Annotated in this window: 15 protein-coding genes and 1 riboswitch; all 15 genes read right to left on the bottom strand. The window is 66.2% G+C overall.

Annotated elements, in window-relative coordinates; translation table 11 throughout:
- Window positions 1-30: 30 nt before the first annotated feature.
- Window positions 31-135: riboswitch (TPP riboswitch) on the bottom strand.
- Window positions 136-226: 91 nt separating this feature from the next.
- Window positions 227-844 (bottom strand): phosphatase PAP2 family protein, encoded by a 618-nt coding sequence (locus tag QTI04_RS21570; protein ID WP_286598237.1) that lies wholly within the window; start codon window positions 842-844, stop codon window positions 227-229.
- A 105-nt stretch (window positions 845-949) separates the two neighbouring features.
- Window positions 950-2,014 carry an NAD(P)/FAD-dependent oxidoreductase gene (locus QTI04_RS21575; protein ID WP_286617529.1) on the bottom strand — a complete coding sequence of 355 codons (1,065 nt, stop codon included), beginning with the start codon at window positions 2,012-2,014 and terminating at the stop codon, window positions 950-952.
- A complete protein-coding gene (gene fdxA, locus QTI04_RS21580; RefSeq protein ID WP_286570019.1) occupies window positions 1,972-2,301 on the bottom strand; it encodes a ferredoxin FdxA in 330 nt (109 codons plus the stop codon). Before fdxA ends, QTI04_RS21575 begins: the two co-directional genes overlap by 43 nt.
- A gap of 43 nt (window positions 2,302-2,344) precedes the next feature.
- A complete protein-coding gene (locus QTI04_RS21585; protein ID WP_286598240.1) occupies window positions 2,345-3,682 on the bottom strand; it encodes a sulfate adenylyltransferase subunit 1 in 1,338 nt (445 codons plus the stop codon).
- Window positions 3,682-4,638, bottom strand: a complete 957-nt coding sequence (cysD, locus tag QTI04_RS21590; RefSeq protein WP_286617530.1) for a sulfate adenylyltransferase subunit CysD — start codon at window positions 4,636-4,638, stop codon at window positions 3,682-3,684. The genes QTI04_RS21585 and cysD overlap by 1 nt, the downstream gene beginning before the upstream one ends.
- A gap of 10 nt (window positions 4,639-4,648) precedes the next feature.
- Window positions 4,649-5,464 (bottom strand): phosphoadenylyl-sulfate reductase, encoded by an 816-nt coding sequence (locus QTI04_RS21595; protein ID WP_286617531.1) that lies wholly within the window; start codon window positions 5,462-5,464, stop codon window positions 4,649-4,651.
- Between the two features lie 44 nt (window positions 5,465-5,508).
- On the bottom strand, window positions 5,509-5,907 hold the full coding sequence (locus tag QTI04_RS21600) for a DUF934 domain-containing protein (protein WP_286617532.1): 399 nt from the start codon (window positions 5,905-5,907) through the stop codon (window positions 5,509-5,511).
- Entirely contained in the window at window positions 5,904-7,682 is a 1,779-nt protein-coding gene (locus QTI04_RS21605) for a nitrite/sulfite reductase (RefSeq protein WP_286617533.1), read from the bottom strand. The genes QTI04_RS21600 and QTI04_RS21605 overlap by 4 nt, the downstream gene beginning before the upstream one ends.
- 263 nt (window positions 7,683-7,945) lie before the next feature.
- On the bottom strand, window positions 7,946-8,758 hold the full coding sequence (locus QTI04_RS21610) for an SDR family NAD(P)-dependent oxidoreductase (protein ID WP_286617534.1): 813 nt from the start codon (window positions 8,756-8,758) through the stop codon (window positions 7,946-7,948).
- A 5-nt stretch (window positions 8,759-8,763) separates the two neighbouring features.
- The gene (locus tag QTI04_RS21615) at window positions 8,764-9,522 is read right to left on the bottom strand and encodes an SDR family NAD(P)-dependent oxidoreductase (protein ID WP_286617535.1); all 759 of its coding nucleotides are present in this window, start codon (window positions 9,520-9,522) and stop codon (window positions 8,764-8,766) included.
- Entirely contained in the window at window positions 9,515-10,438 is a 924-nt protein-coding gene (locus QTI04_RS21620) for a branched-chain amino acid ABC transporter permease (RefSeq protein ID WP_286598250.1), read from the bottom strand. The genes QTI04_RS21615 and QTI04_RS21620 overlap by 8 nt, the downstream gene beginning before the upstream one ends.
- Window positions 10,439-10,444: 6 nt before the next feature.
- The gene (locus tag QTI04_RS21625; RefSeq protein WP_286617536.1) at window positions 10,445-11,764 is read right to left on the bottom strand and encodes an ABC transporter substrate-binding protein; all 1,320 of its coding nucleotides are present in this window, start codon (window positions 11,762-11,764) and stop codon (window positions 10,445-10,447) included.
- A gap of 28 nt (window positions 11,765-11,792) precedes the next feature.
- Window positions 11,793-12,698 (bottom strand): NAD(P)-dependent oxidoreductase, encoded by a 906-nt coding sequence (locus QTI04_RS21630; protein WP_286598253.1) that lies wholly within the window; start codon window positions 12,696-12,698, stop codon window positions 11,793-11,795.
- 20 nt (window positions 12,699-12,718) lie between these two features.
- Window positions 12,719-14,650, bottom strand: coding sequence for a 5-dehydro-2-deoxygluconokinase (gene iolC / locus QTI04_RS21635; protein ID WP_286617537.1), 1,932 nt, complete (start codon window positions 14,648-14,650; stop codon window positions 12,719-12,721).
- A gap of 8 nt (window positions 14,651-14,658) precedes the next feature.
- Window positions 14,659-15,519, bottom strand: coding sequence for a MurR/RpiR family transcriptional regulator (locus tag QTI04_RS21640; protein ID WP_286617538.1), 861 nt, complete (start codon window positions 15,517-15,519; stop codon window positions 14,659-14,661).
- Window positions 15,520-15,545: the final 26 nt, after the last annotated feature.

Here is a 15,545-nt window from a genome sequence, read left to right on the forward strand (position 1 = left end):
GCGGTGGGACCGGCACGCGAGAAAACGTGGCGGCCGCCGGACCAGCTTCCCTGCGCGAGGATTACCTCAGTCAGGTTCAAAGGGACTCTCTCAGCCGGCCCACCGCATGGCGGGTCGGCACCCCTAGCGTTGCTTCAGTCTGGCGAAGCAGTGTGAATTGTAGAGCGGTGCGTTCCCCCGCAGCGCGGCGGCGTTCCGCCGGGGGCGACGGCAAGGGGATCGGGATTCAGGCGTGGCGGACAGCGGTCGGCGCAACGCCCTGTTTTTCCGAGCCCTTCGGTCGAAGGGCGGTTGGCGCATCATCGCGAACGAGCCGCGGGATGATGAAGCGCTGGCTCAAGCGCACAAGCGCCCAGAACACCGCCGTGATTGCCACGGCCAGAATCAGACCGGCGACGATGTCGAAGGGGAAATGAACCCCGACGTAGACGCGCGCCCATCCCGTGAAAACCGCGATCGCAAGCATCGCGAGCCCCGCACCCCGCAGGGAAGACCGCATGCAGAAGATCAGCGCAACGGTGAACATCACGGAGGCATGCGCACTCGGCAGGGAACCGCGCGCGCCGTGCACGATGTGCGGCGGGCTCAGGCCGAGCGCGAAGGGGCGTGGCAAGTTGATGGCGTCCGCCAGCGCGTGGGCGATGAGTGCTGTCACCCCGGCGGCGACGAGCGTCCCCATGGCGTACGCCCTTTGCGGCGGGCGTCGCCAAGCCACCCAGCCCATGATCGCGACGCAGGCCCAGGATGCTCCTTCGGCGATGACTGACGCGATCCACAGCAACTGCGGATGGGGCGTGTGGCCCGCGGCCAGCCACTGAAAGAGGGAGATGTTCAGTGCCTGCATGCGGGCATCGTAGGCCCCCACGGTGTCGATAGCATGAATCGGATGTTCACACCTCGTTCAGGATCGCAACGATCTGCTTGCGGGGCGTCCCGCAGCGGCGAGGCGCTAGTGGCCGACGCCGAGCAGGGTGTGCAGCCGCGTGCTGGTCGTGGTGTATTGCAGGGGGATCGACTTGCCGGGGAACACGATCGCCGTCGCACCCCAGGCCGCCAGCGTGGCTTCGTGGAAACCGCAGACGATCAGCTTCTTCTTGCCCGGATAGGTGTTGATGTCTCCGACGGCGAAGATGCCGCGCTCGCGCGTTTCGTACTTCTCAGTGTCGACCGGCACTTGCTTGCGCACGAGATCCAGGCCCCAGTCGGCGATGGCGCCGAGCCGAGGCGAAATGCCGAGGCAGCCGACGAGGGCATCGAAGGGCAATGAGACAGTTTGCGCGTCGGGCGTGGTGATCTGCAGGTGGGCGTCGTCGAAGGCGACGGGCTGACCCACGGCCAGGCGCATCGTTCCTGCGGCGACGTGCTCGCGCAAGGCTGCGACAGTGGTGTCCTCGGCCTGGAAGACATCACGCCGGTGCAGCAGCGTGACTTGCTTCGCGATGGGTGCGAGCGCCAGCGCGGTATCGAGCGCGGCATCATCGCCGCCGTTGACCACCACGGTCTGGCCGGCAAAGCGAGCGAGTGCATCGGGGTGATAGAAAAGCCGAGTGCCTTCCAGGCGCTCGATGCCTTCGACGGCGATTCGCTTCGGAACGAAAGCGCCGACACCTGCGGCGATGAACACGGTCCTGGCGAGGAAAGCGCTGCCCTTGTTCGTGCCCAGCAACAGACGACCGTCACTCTGACGCGCGAGCGACGCGACCTGCTCGCCAAGGTGGAGTTGCGGCTTGAAGGGTGAGATTTGCCGCTGCAGCGATTCCACGAGGCCACGGCCAGTGGTCACCGGGGTGCCGGGAATGTCGTAGATGGGCTTGTCGCCATACAGCTCGACGCATTGGCCGCCGGCACGGGGCAGGGCGTCGACGATGTGGCAGGAGATTTCAAGCAGGCCGAGCTGGAAGGCCTGGAACAGCCCGACCGGGCCCGCGCCGATGATCAGCGCGTCGGTTTCAATGGGGCGTGCTGTCGTGCTCAGCGCACCAGCTCCGAGACCTTGTCGGTCTTGTCTTTCCACTCTTCGGCATCGGGCAGCGCCGGCTTGCGCTTGGTGATGCTCTTCCAGCCATCGGCCACGGCCAGCTCGGCATTGAGCTTGATGAAGGCCAGCTGGTTGGCGGGAAGATCTTCCTCCGCGTAGATCGCGTTGACCGGGCACTCGGGAATGCAGACCGCGCAATCGATGCACTCGTCGGGATCGATCACCAGCATGTTCGGCCCTTCACGGAAGCAGTCGACGGGACACACGTCGACGCAATCGGTGTATTTGCAGCGGATGCAGGATTCGGAGACGACGTGGGTCATGATTCTTGGCTGACGGGAGAAATGATCGGGAAAACCCCGAATTTTAGGGCTTTGTGGCCGGGGGCCGCACGAGCACGGCGGCGGAGGTCCGGTGAGAGGCGGTGTCGACGAGGATCAGCGAACCGAGCGTGCGCGATTGCGTGAAAGGCAGCACAGCCAGCGGCTGCTGCAGGCTCAGCACCACGTCGCCGATGGCGTTGGCTTCGAGCTGGTCCGTCGGCTCGGAATCGAGCGTCGTGATGTTGACGCGGTCCACGATGCGCGCCACCTTGGCCTTGACCCAGCGATGGCCCTGCAGCGCCCAGTAGACGCGGCCCGCCACGAGCGGCTCGTCGTCGAGCCAGGCGATGGTGGCCGTGATCTCGCGCGCCGGTTCGAAGGCGCCGGGCTCCAGCAGCCAGTCGCCGCGCGACACGTCGAGTTCGCGGTCCAGCACGATGCCGGCGCTGTGGCCCGCATGCACGGCCTTCGGCTGGCGGGTGTGGCTCAGCACCTGCGCCACGGTAGCGGTCTGGTTGCTAGGCAACACGGTCACGCGCTGTCCGGGCTCGATATGCCCGCTCGCGACGCGGCCCCAGAACACGCGGCGGCCTCGTGAGGTGTCGGCCGAGGCGGAGAACTTCTCGACCCACTGCACCGGGAAGGCAAAGGGCACGGCCTCGTCCTGTGCGGTGACCGGCAGTTGCTCCAGCAGTTCGAGCAGGCTGGGGCCTTCGTAGCCGGCCCAGTCCGGATGGCGCGAAGCGACGTTCCAGCCCTTGAGCGCCGAGATCGGCACCGTGGCGGCAACCTCCACGCCGGCGGCTTCGGCGAAATTCGCGAGTGCTTGCGAAATGCGCTCGAAAGCCAGTTCGGCGTCGTCGATGGCATCGAGCTTGTTAACCGCGAACACGATCGACTGCACGCGCAACAGATGACACAGCAGCGTGTGCCGGCGGGTCTGAGGCAGTAACTCGCGCTTGACGACTTCGCCGTCGCCGACCTCGGATGCCCAGGCGAGCTTGGTCGCATCGACCAGCACCACCGCCGCATCGGCGCTCGACGCGGCCGTGACCATGTTGCGCGTGTACTGCTCATGGCCGGGCGCATCGCCGATCACGAACTTGCGGTGCGCAGTCGAGAAGTAGCGGTAGGCCACATCGATCGTGATGCCCTGTTCACGCTCGGCAGACAGCCCGTCGGTCAGCAGCGCCAGATCGGTCTCGCCGCCGCGCTGGACGCCGGCCAGTTGATCCTGAAGCACCGTCTTGCTATCGACCAGCAGGCGGCCGATCAGCGTGCTCTTGCCATCGTCCACGCTGCCGCAGGTGATGAAGCGCAGCGCCGCGCCGGTCTCGGCGTGCAGCTTGGAGGCAGCCGGGGATTGGGTAGCGGTGCTCATCAGAAGTAGCCGTCCTTTTTGCGTTTTTCCATCGAAGCTTCGGACGTCTTGTCGTCCATACGCGTGGCACCGCGTTCGCTAACGTCAGCCGCCAGCGTTTCGATGACCACGTCGCCGGCATCAGCCGCAAGGCTGTCGACCGGGCAGGTGCAAGTGATGTCGCCGACGGTGCGGAAGCGCACGTCGCGGACCTGGATCTGCTCGCCGTCACGCGGCGGGGTGAGTTCGGTCACCGGCACCAGCAGGCCGCGGCGCTCCACCACTTCGCGCTTGTGCGTGTAGTAGATCGAGGGCAGGGCGATGTCCTCGCGCTCGATGTACTGCCACACGTCGAGTTCGGTCCAGTTCGAAATCGGGAACACGCGGAAGTGCTCGCCGGGCGCGAGGCGAGTGTTGAACAGCGTCCACAGTTCCGGGCGCTGGTCCTTGGGCTGCCATTGGCCGAAGCTGTCGCGGTGCGAAAAGATCCGTTCTTTGGCACGGGCCTTTTCCTCGTCGCGGCGGGCGCCGCCGATGAGCGCGTCGAAGCGGAATTCCTCGATGGCTTCGAGCAGCGTGACCGACTGGTGCACGTTGCGTGATTCGTCCGGGTGCGCCAGGCGTACCGTGCCGCGTTTCATCGAATCCTCGACATTGCGCACGATCAGTTCGGCGCCGAGTTCCCTGGCGCGGGCATCGCGGAAATCGGTCACTTCGGGGAAGTTGTGCCCGGTGTCGATCATCAGCAGCGGGTAGGGGATGCGGCCGATGCCGAAGGCCTTTTCCGCGCACTTGAGCAGCACCAGCGAATCCTTGCCGCCCGAGAACAGCAGCGTCGGCCGCTCGAAGGATGCGGCGACTTCACGCAGGATGAAGATGGTCTCTTCTTCCAGTGCGTCGAGCTGCGCGTTGGAGAGGCGCGCGAGCGACTGCGATGTGGATTGCAGCAGCAGGTCGGTGTCGGTACGGGCGTTCATGAAGCGGGGTTCAGTTCGGGATGGCACGAATGGGGATGGCGCGGTTCGGAAGGGGAGAGACGGGTGAGACGGCGGACAGGGGCTCGAATGCAGCGGGCTCTTCGCCCTCGTGGCTGCCGTCGGCGGCCACGTGCAGGCCGCATTCCTTGGCGCTTTCCTGCTCCCACCACCAGCGGCCCGACCGGAAGTCTTCTCCGAGGGTCACGGCGCGGGTGCAGGGCGCACAGCCGATGCTCGGGTAGAACTGGTCGTGCAGCGGGTTGTGGGGCACGTTGTGGATGGCGATGTAGTGCCACACGTCGCCCCAGGTCCAGCGCGCCAGCGGATTGATCTTGACGCGCTCGGGCTGCTGCTCGATGAACTCGACCTCGGCACGCGCGCCGGACTGCTCGCGCCGGAGGCCCGTGATCCAGGCACGCTTGCCGGCGAGCGCACGCTCCAGCGGCTCCATCTTGCGGATGTGGCAGCAGGCCTTGCGCAATTCGAGGCTGCGGTACATCGCTTCTTCGCCGTTTTCCTTGACGAACGCGGCCGCATCTTCCTCGACCGGGCGGTACACCTCGATCTCGCGGCCGTAGTGCGTCTGCAGGCGGTCGAGCAGGCCCAGCGTTTCAGCATGCAGCTTGCCCGTTTCCAGCACGAAGACGCCGCTCTGCACCTGGAAGCGATGGAGGATGTCCGTCACGACCATATCCTCAGCGCCCAAGCTGGAAGCTTGCGTGATCGGCGTGAATTCGGCCGCCGCGCCTCGAAGCAGCGCCACGCTCTCGGCGAGCTTGTCGTCGAAATCGGCGGAGGGCTTGGCGTAGAGCGAGATGGCGTTCATGTCGAAATGGCTGGGCGCGCAGGGCGCTGGCTGGTTGTGGAAGTTCAGGCGGTTTCGCGTTTGAAGATCGGTGTGGCTTGCACCGCGTCACCTTGATAGAAGGCCGCAAAACGATCGAACTGGCGATGTGCGGCGGAGGCGTCGACGCCTTCCTTGAGCACGGCACTGGAGAAGCCGGTGCGCTGCATCTGCACGAGCTGGTCGATCAGCACGTCGCCGGTGGCGCGGATATCGCCCTTGAAGCCGAGTCGGCGGCGTAGCAGGAAGGCCTGGCTGTAGGCGCGGCCGTCGGTGAACTTCGGGAAGTCCAGGTCGATGCGTTCCACGTCGTCGAGGCAGACCTCGATCGCCAGCGGATCGGCGTCGTTGGCCAGTTGCAGGACGTTCGGGTCGCCGTTGTCCACATGGTCTTCGGCAGCGATGAGTCGAAGCGTCTTGTTCATGCGGCCACCTCGACCTTGAAGCGCGCGCCGTTGGCGGCGGCCTTGAAAGGCTCGATGCCGACGCGCCGCAGCGCGTCGATGAAGGTCTCGCCCGCCTCGCGGGTATCGCGGTAGGTGTTGAGCACGGCCTCGATCACGTCCGGCACTTCGGCCGCGGAGAAGGAGGGGCCGACCACCTTGCCGGGCTGCGCCGCACCGCTGAGCGCGGAGCCGTCGGAACCGCCCAGCGTGACCTGGTACCACTCCTTGCCGTCCTTGTCGACGCCGAGGATGCCGATGTGGCCGCTGTGGTGGTGACCGCAGGAGTTGATGCAGCCGCTGATGTGCAGGTCGATCTCGCCGAGATCATCGAGCTCGTCCAGATCCTGGTAGCGCTCGGTGATGGCTTCGGCGATCGGGATCGAGCGCGCATTCGCCAGCGCGCAGAAGTCGCCGCCGGGGCAGGCGATCATGTCGGTCAGCAGGTGCACGTTGGCGCTGGCAAAGCCGGCTTCGCGCGCTGCGAGCCACAGGGCATGCAGATCTTCGGCGTGCACCCAGGGCAGCAGCAGGTTCTGGTCGTGCGTGACGCGCGCTTCTCCGGCGCTGAAACGGTCCGCCAGCAGGGCGGCCGTATCGAGCTGGTCGGCAGAAGCATCGCCCGGTGCCTGCAAGCGGCGCTTGAACGACAACGTGACCGCGCGCAGCGCCGGGTTCTTGTGCGGCGCCACGTTGCGCGCCAGCCAGCGCGCGAACATGACGTCGTCGGCGGCCTGTGCGCGGAGGTCGGCGTCGGTTTCCTCGGCGCTGCGGAACACGCGGGTGGCGAGCGTCGGCGGCACGAAGGAGGCGCTCACGCGGTCGAGCTCGGCCTGCGTGACCGTGTGCGGCGCGCCGTCGTGCTCGATGATCTGCTTGTACTCGGCCTCGACGTCGTCGATGTAGCGTTGGCCCTCGGCCTTCACCAGGATCTTGATGCGCGCCTTGTAGATGTTGTCGCGCCGGCCGTAGCGGTTGTAGACCCGAATCACCGCTTCGAGGTAATTCATGATCTGGTTCCACGGCAGGAACTCGCGCAGCACGGTGCCGATGATCGGGGTGCGGCCCATGCCGCCGCCGACCTGGACGCGGAAGCCCAGGTCGCCCGCGTCGTTCTTCACGAGGTGCAGGCCGACGTCATGCCAGCCGGTGGCGGCGCGGTCTTCCTTGGCGCCGCTGATCGCGATCTTGAACTTGCGCGGCAGGAAGGCGAATTCAGGGTGCAGCGTGCTCCACTGCCGCATGATCTCGGCGAAGGGGCGCGGATCGGCGATCTCGTCGATGGCCACGCCGGCGCGCTCGTCGCTGGTGATGTTGCGGATGCAGTTGCCGCTGGTCTGGATGCCGTGCATGTCGACCGAGGCCAGCAGGTCCATCACGTCGGCCGACTTGGACAGCGGGATCCAGTTGTATTGGACGTTCTGGCGCGTTGTGAAGTGGGCGTAGTGCGTCGGCAGCTTGGCCGTGCCGAGCTTGCCCTGCGTGGCCAGCGCGGTCTTGTAGACCTCGGCCTCGGGTTCGTCGTAGACGCGCGCGATCCTGGCCAGCACGCGCAGCTGCCGGCTCGACAGCTCGCCGTAGGGCACCGCGACGCGCAGCATCGGCGCGTAGCGCTGCACATACCAGCCGTTTTGCAGCCGCAGGGGACGGAATTCGTCCTCCGAGAGCTTGCCCGTTTGCCAACGTTCGAGCTGGTCGCGGAATTGCGCCGCGCGCAGGTGCACGAACTGGCGGTCGAAATCTGTGTATTGGTACATCGTGTTGTCAGTTGCTGGAAGGCAGTGCGTCCACGGCCTCGTCAACGGGATCGAGGAATGTAGAAGCGAGCCTTATGGAAACAAACTATTTTTTGGTTCGCGCTTTATGCGGATAAGCATATTCACCAGTCCCCATGCGGGTTTGCGGGCGATTGAATGCTTATTCCGGATAAGGCGAGCGACGTCCGGATCGCCGTTGGAGCGACGGGTCCGGGTCCGAATCCCGGGGTGATTCTAGGAAAGGACGCGCCTGCGCGTGCGCGTCATTGCGTCGCGTTGATGCCGCCGTCCAGGTACAGCACCTGCCCGGTCACGAAGGACGCCGCCGGTGCGCAGAAGAACACGGCAGCGCCGGCCACGTCCTTCGGGTCGGCCACGCGGCCGAGCGGGATGCGATCCAGCAGTTGCTTGTGCGTGTCGGGGTTCGCCAGCCAGTGGCGCGCCATCTCGGTGCGCACGACGGTCGGCGCAACCCCATTGACCGTGATGCCATGCGGGGCCAGCTCGGCGGCGTGCTGGCGGATCAGCATGACCAGGGCCCCCTTGCTGCTCGCGTAGGCCGAGTAGCCGCGGCCGCGAAGCCCCAATTGCGAGCGCACCGACAGCAGATGCACCTGTGCACCGCCGCGCCCGCCGGCCATTTGATGCTTCGCCGCCGCTTGTGCCAGGAACATCGCGGACTTGAGATTGACCTGGACGACCTCGTCGAAGGCCTCTTCGGTCACGTCCAGCAAGGCCTGCTCGCGCTGGATGCCGATGCAATTCATCAGCACGTCCAACCTGCCGAAATGCGCTGCGACGGCGTCGACCGACGCCTGCATGTCGGCAACCGAATGCGCGTCCATCGCGAGACCCAGTGCGTCGTGACCGGCTTCCCTGAGCGATGCCGCCAGGGCCTGCGCCTTGGCTTCATTCCGCCCCGACACCGCCACCTTGGCACCTGCCAGCGCCATCGCCCAGGCGATGGCCTCACCGATTCCGCCATAGCCACCGGGAACGTAGGCCACCTTGCCTTCGAGTCTGAAGAGCCCCGAGAGCTCGCGAGGGAAGTCGATGCGCGGCGTGAGTTCGTCCATGGGGGTCAGTCCATCAGCAGGCCGCCGTTGAGATCGATGATCTCCCCGGTGATGAAGCCCGAGAGCGGCGAGGCCAGGAAGCGCACCACATGTGCGAATTCCTCCGGCTCGCAGAAGCGGCCGACCGGGATGTCCTTCAGCAGGGCTTGCCGCTGCTGCTCCGTGAGTTGCTCGGTGATCATGGGGGTCTTCACGTAGGCTGGCGAGATGCCGTTGGCGGTGACGCCGAAGGATGCCAGTTCGCGTGCCAGCGAGAAAGTCAGCGAGGTCAGCGCGCCCTTGGACACCGAATACGCCGTGCCCGCCGTCAACCCGCCGGTCTTCGCCGCCAGCGAGCAGGTGTTGATGATCCGGCCAGCGCGCCGTGCCTTCATCGACGGCACAACCTGCTGCGACAGGTAGAACGCGCCGTCCAGGTTCACGGCCAGCACGCGCCGCCATTCCGCCGCATCGGTCGCTTCCGCCTTGTTGTTCGACAGGATGCCCGCGTTGTTGACCAGCACGTCGACCGGCCCCAATGCTTCGACGACCTGGGCGTGCCCGCTTCGCACCGCCTCTGCGTCGCTGATGTCGAAGCAGAAGGGCTGGGCGTCGGCGCCGAGTTCCTCCGCAAGGGCCAGGGTGCGTTCCCGGTTCGCATCGACGAGCGCGACCTTGCAGCCGTCCTCCAGCAGGAACCTGGCGGCCGCGAGGCCCATGGTGCCGGCCGCGCCGGTCACCAGCGCGACCTTGCCCTGCAAGGGCTTCGAGTGAAGTTCAGGCATCGAGCACGCTCTTCTTTCCAAACAGTCCGCGCGAGCGGAAGGTGACCACCGCGATGAACAGGAGGTACATCGACATCAGGGACCATTCCGAGGCGTAGGAGCCAGTGAGCCCGACGACCATGCCGACCATCAGCCCCGCGATCACCGCGCCCCACAGCGAACCCACTCCGCCCAGCACGATGATGAGAAAAGCCGGCACCACGGCGTCCACGCCCACATGGGGCCGGATTCCCCAGATCGGCGCCATCACCACGCCGGCGATCGCCGCCAGCGCCACGCCGAGCCCGAAGACGAACAGCCGCAGGCGCGACAGATTGATGCCCAGGGCGCGCACCATCTCGCTGTCGTGCGCGCCGGCCTTGATGATTGCGCCATAGGGCGTCTTCTGCAGGAAAAGCCAAAGCAGGAAGATCATCAGTACCGCGAAGGCGCTGGCGAAGAAGCGATAGCGCGAATAGATCAGGTCGCCCATCATCACTGCGCCCGAGATCGCCTGCGGCAGCGGAATCTGCTTCTCGGACGAACCCCAGACGAGCCGGATGCCCTCCTCGATCACGAGCGCGGCGCCGAAGGTCAGCAGCAGGCCGTAGAGTGGATCGCGCCCGTAGGTGCGCCGCATGCACAACTCCAGCAGCATCCCGAAGATGCCGACGAAGATCGGCGCCAGCACCAGCGCGAACAGGTAGCGCAGCTCGATCGGCAGGGCCATGTACGCCGCCTGCAACGCCGGAAACATGCCAAGCTGCGGCGCGACGATGAAGAGCGCTACGTACATGCCCAGCGCGAAGAGCGAGCCGTGCGCGAGGTTGATGGTCTCCATCACCCCCACGATCAGCATGAAGCCCAGCGCGATCAGCGCGAACAGGAGCCCGAGCGAGACGCCGTTGACCAGATGCGGGACGAGCTGCGTGAGCATTTCTTTTCAGACGTCGTAGCTCGGCGTGGCGTCGTAGCTCTCGAGCTTGCAGGTGCCTTGCGCTTGCGTGTCCATCACGTCTTTCGGATTGGCCTGCGTGATGATCTTGAAGATGTCGTCCTTCTCCACCGGCTTGTCGTTGTACTTCGCCATGTAGATGGTCTGCTGGCACTGGTGCGTGACGGGGTCCATCCAGGCGTCGAAGTGCTGCAGCCGGTCCACCGCCTTCATCTGCCGGCCTTCGAGTTTCTTGATGACCGCGATGTTCTGCGTCGTGCCGGCTTCCTCGGTGCAGCGCAGCAGCTCGCGCGTCGCCATGTAAGTGTTGTGATAGACGTTGCCGGGAACGCGGATCGCAACGCCCGGGTACTGCTTCTGGTAGGCGGCGACGAACTCCTTCACGCCCGGCAGGTCGAGCCGGTAGTACCAGGTGGTGCCGAAGACGCCGAAGATCGCGTCGGGGCCGAGGCCATAGACGTCGGGCCAGTCCTGCTGGTTGTTGATCCAGGCCATCGATTCGTTGAGCTTGAGCTGCACCACCTGCTGGCGCAGCGCCTTGATGTCGTCTCCGCCGACCGCGGTGGCCACCACGTTGGGCTTGAGTTGTTGAAGCTTCAGCAGATAGGAAGAGAAGTCGCGCGTGTTCTGCGGAATCAACAGCTCGTCGATGATCTTGCCGCCGTTGGCCTCGACGATGTCGCGCGTGGCCTTCGAGGTCGTGTGGCCCCAGACGTAGTCGTTGGTCAGCAGCACCCAGTTGCGGCCGTTCGCCGTGATCGCGTTCTTGACGATCGCGTTGGAGAAATTGGTGCCGTTGCCGTCCCAGACGAACTTGGTGCGGTGGCAGTCCTTGCCGGCCTCGGTAGGTGAGCTGGAGTTGGTGTTGAGGAAGACGGTGCCGTACTTCTGCGCCACCTGCGAGATCGCGTTCGACACGCCCGAGTGCACCGCGCCGATCAGGAAGGCGGCCTCGTTGCGCGTGATCATGCGTTCGGCGATGCGCGAGCCTGTCGCGGGGGTGGTCTCGGTGTCCATGTGGATCGCCTCGATGCGCCGGCCGAGCACGCCACCCTTGTCGTTGAACTCCTTGATCGCCATCATCGCGCCCAGCCGCTCCTCGCCGCCGGAGGCTGCGTACATGCCGGAGGTGTCCATCGTGAGCCCGATCACCAGCGGCTTCTTCTGCGCCGACTGGGCCCAGACGCGGTTGTGCTTCCACGGCCCCATGAACGGGGCGACGCCGTAGAGACCGGCGCCCGCGAGCGCGAGGCCGGCGCCCTTGAGAAGCTTGCGGCGGGAATCCGATGGGTTGTCTGTCTTGCGCATGGTGTTTGTCTCCTGCAGTTGGTATGGACTAGCGCGGAACGATCTTCACGTCGTTGATCTTTTCCTGGGCCTCGAAGAGCGAGGCGATCAGCTTGTCGCCGAAGCCCAGGTTCACGGCCTGGACCAGGCTCTGGTGCGTGGCCTCGCCCATGAAGCTCGACACGGGCAGGGCCTCGGCCAGGTGGGTGTAGTAGCGCAGGTCCTTCTGCGCATTGGCGATACCGAACTTGAAGCCGTCGACGGAGCCATCGACCAGCGTCTTGGCGGTCATCATCTGGAAGATGCCGCAGTTGACGCCGCCGACCGACACCACGTCGTAGAGGCGCTTCAGGTCCAGCCCCGACTTGGCGGCGACAGCGAAGGCCTCGGCGATGCAGCTCGCGAAGCTCATGGCCATCATGTTGTTCACCAGCTTGAGCACGTGGCCATGGCCCGGCGGGCCGACGTGGAAGATGTTCTCGCAGAAGGCCTTGAGCACGGGCTCGATGGCCGCGAAGTCCTCGGCGTCGGCGCCGACCATGGTGTTGAGCCGGCCTTCCTCGGCTTCCTTCGGCGTGCGCGCCAGTGGCGCATCGATGAAGTTCACCCCCTTGGCCGCAAAGTCGGCGCGGATTCGCGCGCTCGACGATGGCTCGGCCGTGGAGCAGTCGACCACTCGCAGTCCCGGTCGTGCGGCGTCGAGAAGGCCGTCGGCACCGTAGACGATCTCCTCCACCTGCGGCGACCCGGTGACGCAGATGAAGACGACGTCGACATCGGTCGCCGTGGCCGCGTGCGTGTCGGCCTCGGTGGCGCCAGCGGCCAGCAGGTCCTCGAGGTTGGTGCGGTTGCGGTGCGCCTTGAGCTTGACCGGAAAGCCCTTCGCGAGCAGGTTCCTGGCCATGCCGTGCCCCATCATGCCGATGCCGATGAAGCCGATCCTTGCGGTGGTCATGGGATGTTCCTTGGAAAGTTTCAAACGAGACTGGTGGTGTGGCCGGCCCGGGCGTCGCGCCAGAGCCGGATGAGCCCGGCGTAACGGGCGCCGACGTCGTCGATGACCTGCGCGTCGTCGAGCCGGCGCGCGAACCATCCGGCGGCGGCATCCGCGAAGATCGAGCGGCCGACCGCGAAACCGCGACAGATCGCATGGGGCGCAGCCGCTTCGAATCCCTGCCGCAACACTTCTTCGCTGGCTTCCAGGCCCAGCAGCAACACACCGCGGCAGTGCGGGTCGTGATCCTGGACCACGGCGGCGATGCGCTCCCAGGCTTCGGCCGATGCGGAGGGTGGGAGCTTCCACCAGTCGGGACGAATGCCGGCCTCGTAGATCTGGCCCAAGGCCCGCGCCAGCGTGTCGTCGTCGGCGGGCATGTCGCGCGGCGGAATGACCTCGACCAGGAATTCGTGAAAGGTCGCGACGCTCGCGGCCTGCAGTTCGGTGAGGCGCGCCAGTTGCGTGGCGCGCAGTGCAGCTGGATCGTCCGGATGCCAGGCCACCAGGCATTTGGCGACATGCTCGGCCGGCCAGTTGCGCATCTCCAGCATCAGCGGCTGCGCCGGCTCGAAGGCCAGGGGCCGCGAGCCAGGCAGTTCGACCGGCCGCGCGACCCACCAGCCCTTGCCGGTGAGGGCCGGCAGGATGTCGAAACCGAAGCGGGCGTCGAGGATCATCCCGGCGTCGAGGTCGCGATCGGCTTCAGCCCGAGCGACGCGGCGTGCGGCCTCGGCCACCAGGGATTTGAAAGCCTCGATGCGCTCGCGGCCGCCGCCATGCCGCGCGGCGAGTTCGTCGAGCTGGACCCGATGGTCGAAGGCCAGAATGCAGAGCTCTTTCCAGCGGCGGGTGCGGGTGCTGACGCGGTGCAGATGCTCCAGGTCCACGTCCTCACGCAGCCGCCGCGTTCGAGAGCCGACCGCCAGGAAATGCTGCAGTTCTGTCCAGCTCGGCATCGCCGGCGCGCAGCCATGGCGCGACACCACGAGTGCGCCGCAGGCGTTGGCGTAGGTGCAGCAGCGTTCCAGCGCCTCGTCCTTGAGCCAGCCTCGGAGGAATCCCGCCATGAAGGCGTCGCCGGCGCCGAGCACGTTGAAGACATCGACGGGGAAGCCCGGACCCCGCAGGCCGTCCTCGATCCGCTCGGGGATGGCGCCGTCGAATACCACGCAGCCCATGGGACCGCGCTTCACCACGATCGTGCCGGCCGTGAGCGAGCGAAGGCGGCGGATGGCCGTCAGAGTGTCCGAGCTGCCGCCCGCGATGTGGATTTCCTCTTCGGTTCCCACCACCAGATCGCACGACGGAATCACCGTCTGGAAATGCGCGCTGACCTGCTCCGAGGGCACGAAGCGTTGCTCGCCCATGCCGGGACTGGTCAGTCCCCAGAGCACGGGGCGGTAGTCGATGTCGAGCACCACGCGCGTCCCACTCGCTTTCGCTTGCCGAATTGCCGTGCGGCAGGCCTGGTAGGTGTGCGGCTGCGACAGGTGCGTGCCGGAGAGCAGCAGGGCGGTCGCAGAGGCGATGAAGCCGGGGGTGATATCGGCTTCGTCGATCGCCATGTCGGCACAGTTGTCGCGGTAGAAGACGAGAGGGAAGGTCTCGCGGTCCTGGATGCCGAGGAACACCAGCGCCGTGAGCCGCTTCGGATCGGTCTTTGCATGGCTCACGTCCACGCCCTCTGCCGCCAGCGTCTCGCGCACGAAGCGTCCGTTGTGCTCGTCGCCGACCCGCGTGAGCATCGCGGGCTTGAGCCCCAGACGTGCCACGCCGACTGCCGTATTGGCCGGCGACCCGCCCAGGTACTTGGTGAAGCTCAGCATGTCTTCCAACCGGCCGCCGATCTGCTCCCCATAGAGGTCGACCGCGGCCCGCCCCATGCAGATGACATCGAAAGGTCTTGTCATGACAGCTTCTAGGCTGCGGGCGTCTTGCGGGCCCGCGGGTGGCTGGCCTGCTCGGCCAGGAGATGTCCGGTGCTGACGACCAGTGCCTGCGCGAGGCACAACGGCGCTACCAGGGAACGGAACGGTTTCGATGAATCGTCGGCCAGCTCGAAGCAGACCGTGGCCGACGCCTTCAGCGGCGACAGCGGCCCATCGGTGATCGCGATCACCGCCGTGCCGCGCTCGCTCGCCGCCTGCGCCGCGTCGAGCACCTCCGGCGAGTAGTTGCGAAAGCTGGCGACCAGCAGCACATCGCCTGGCGCCACTGCGCGCAGGCTCTCGCGCAGCATGCCGCCGGCACCGTCGAGCAGGTGCGTGCGCAGTTCGAGCTGGCTCAACGCGTAGGCAAGGTAGCCGGCGACCGGAAAGGCCCGGCGCTGCGCGAGCACGTGGATGTGCGGCGCGCTGGCAATCAGCTTGACGGCCTGCGTGAGGTCCGCCTCATGGATCATCTCTTCGAGCTGGCCCAGCTCGCCGACAGAGTCCATCGCCAGTTGATGCAGCACGCTGCCCGGCGCGCGCGCGCCGTTGGTCTGCTTGCGGCGCATCTCCACGATGCGTTCGCGGTAGCTCGACGAGCGCTCCACCAGATGGCCGCGAAAGACCTGCTGCATCTCGGAGAAACCGCCATAGCCCACCGCGTTGGCGAAGCGGATCATGGCGGACGGCTGGACCTCGGCGGCTTCGGCAATGGCGGCCACCGTGCCCAGCGCGAGATCGTCCGGACGCTCCAGGGCGTGGCGGGCGATGCGCTGCAGCTGCTTCGACATACCGGGGTAGGCCTGCGCGATCCGGTTCTTCAGTTGCTCGTAGGTGGCGATCGGGTCCATGGCGAAAAAAATAGAATGAATATTCT

The sequence above is a fragment of the Variovorax sp. J22R115 genome, assembly GCF_030317005.1.
Taxonomy (GTDB): domain Bacteria; phylum Pseudomonadota; class Gammaproteobacteria; order Burkholderiales; family Burkholderiaceae_C; genus Variovorax.

Bases quoted from the DNA above. Each gene is read 5' to 3' on its own strand.
- QTI04_RS21570 (WP_286598237.1), bottom strand. From the start codon at position 844: ATGCAGGCACTGAACATCTCCCTCTTTCAGTGGCTGGCCGCGGGCCAC.
- fdxA (WP_286570019.1), bottom strand. From the start codon at position 2,301: ATGACCCACGTCGTCTCCGAATCCTGCATCCGCTGCAAATACACCGAT.
- QTI04_RS21585 (WP_286598240.1), bottom strand. From the start codon at position 3,682: ATGAGCACCGCTACCCAATCCCCGGCTGCCTCCAAGCTGCACGCCGAG.
- cysD (WP_286617530.1), bottom strand. From the start codon at position 4,638: ATGAACGCCCGTACCGACACCGACCTGCTGCTGCAATCCACATCGCAG.
- QTI04_RS21595 (WP_286617531.1), bottom strand. From the start codon at position 5,464: ATGAACGCCATCTCGCTCTACGCCAAGCCCTCCGCCGATTTCGACGAC.
- QTI04_RS21600 (WP_286617532.1), bottom strand. From the start codon at position 5,907: ATGAACAAGACGCTTCGACTCATCGCTGCCGAAGACCATGTGGACAAC.
- QTI04_RS21605 (WP_286617533.1), bottom strand. From the start codon at position 7,682: ATGTACCAATACACAGATTTCGACCGCCAGTTCGTGCACCTGCGCGCG.
- QTI04_RS21610 (WP_286617534.1), bottom strand. From the start codon at position 8,758: ATGGACGAACTCACGCCGCGCATCGACTTCCCTCGCGAGCTCTCGGGG.
- QTI04_RS21615 (WP_286617535.1), bottom strand. From the start codon at position 9,522: ATGCCTGAACTTCACTCGAAGCCCTTGCAGGGCAAGGTCGCGCTGGTG.
- QTI04_RS21620 (WP_286598250.1), bottom strand. From the start codon at position 10,438: ATGCTCACGCAGCTCGTCCCGCATCTGGTCAACGGCGTCTCGCTCGGG.
- QTI04_RS21625 (WP_286617536.1), bottom strand. From the start codon at position 11,764: ATGCGCAAGACAGACAACCCATCGGATTCCCGCCGCAAGCTTCTCAAG.
- QTI04_RS21630 (WP_286598253.1), bottom strand. From the start codon at position 12,698: ATGACCACCGCAAGGATCGGCTTCATCGGCATCGGCATGATGGGGCAC.
- iolC (WP_286617537.1), bottom strand. From the start codon at position 14,650: ATGACAAGACCTTTCGATGTCATCTGCATGGGGCGGGCCGCGGTCGAC.
- QTI04_RS21640 (WP_286617538.1), bottom strand. From the start codon at position 15,519: ATGGACCCGATCGCCACCTACGAGCAACTGAAGAACCGGATCGCGCAG.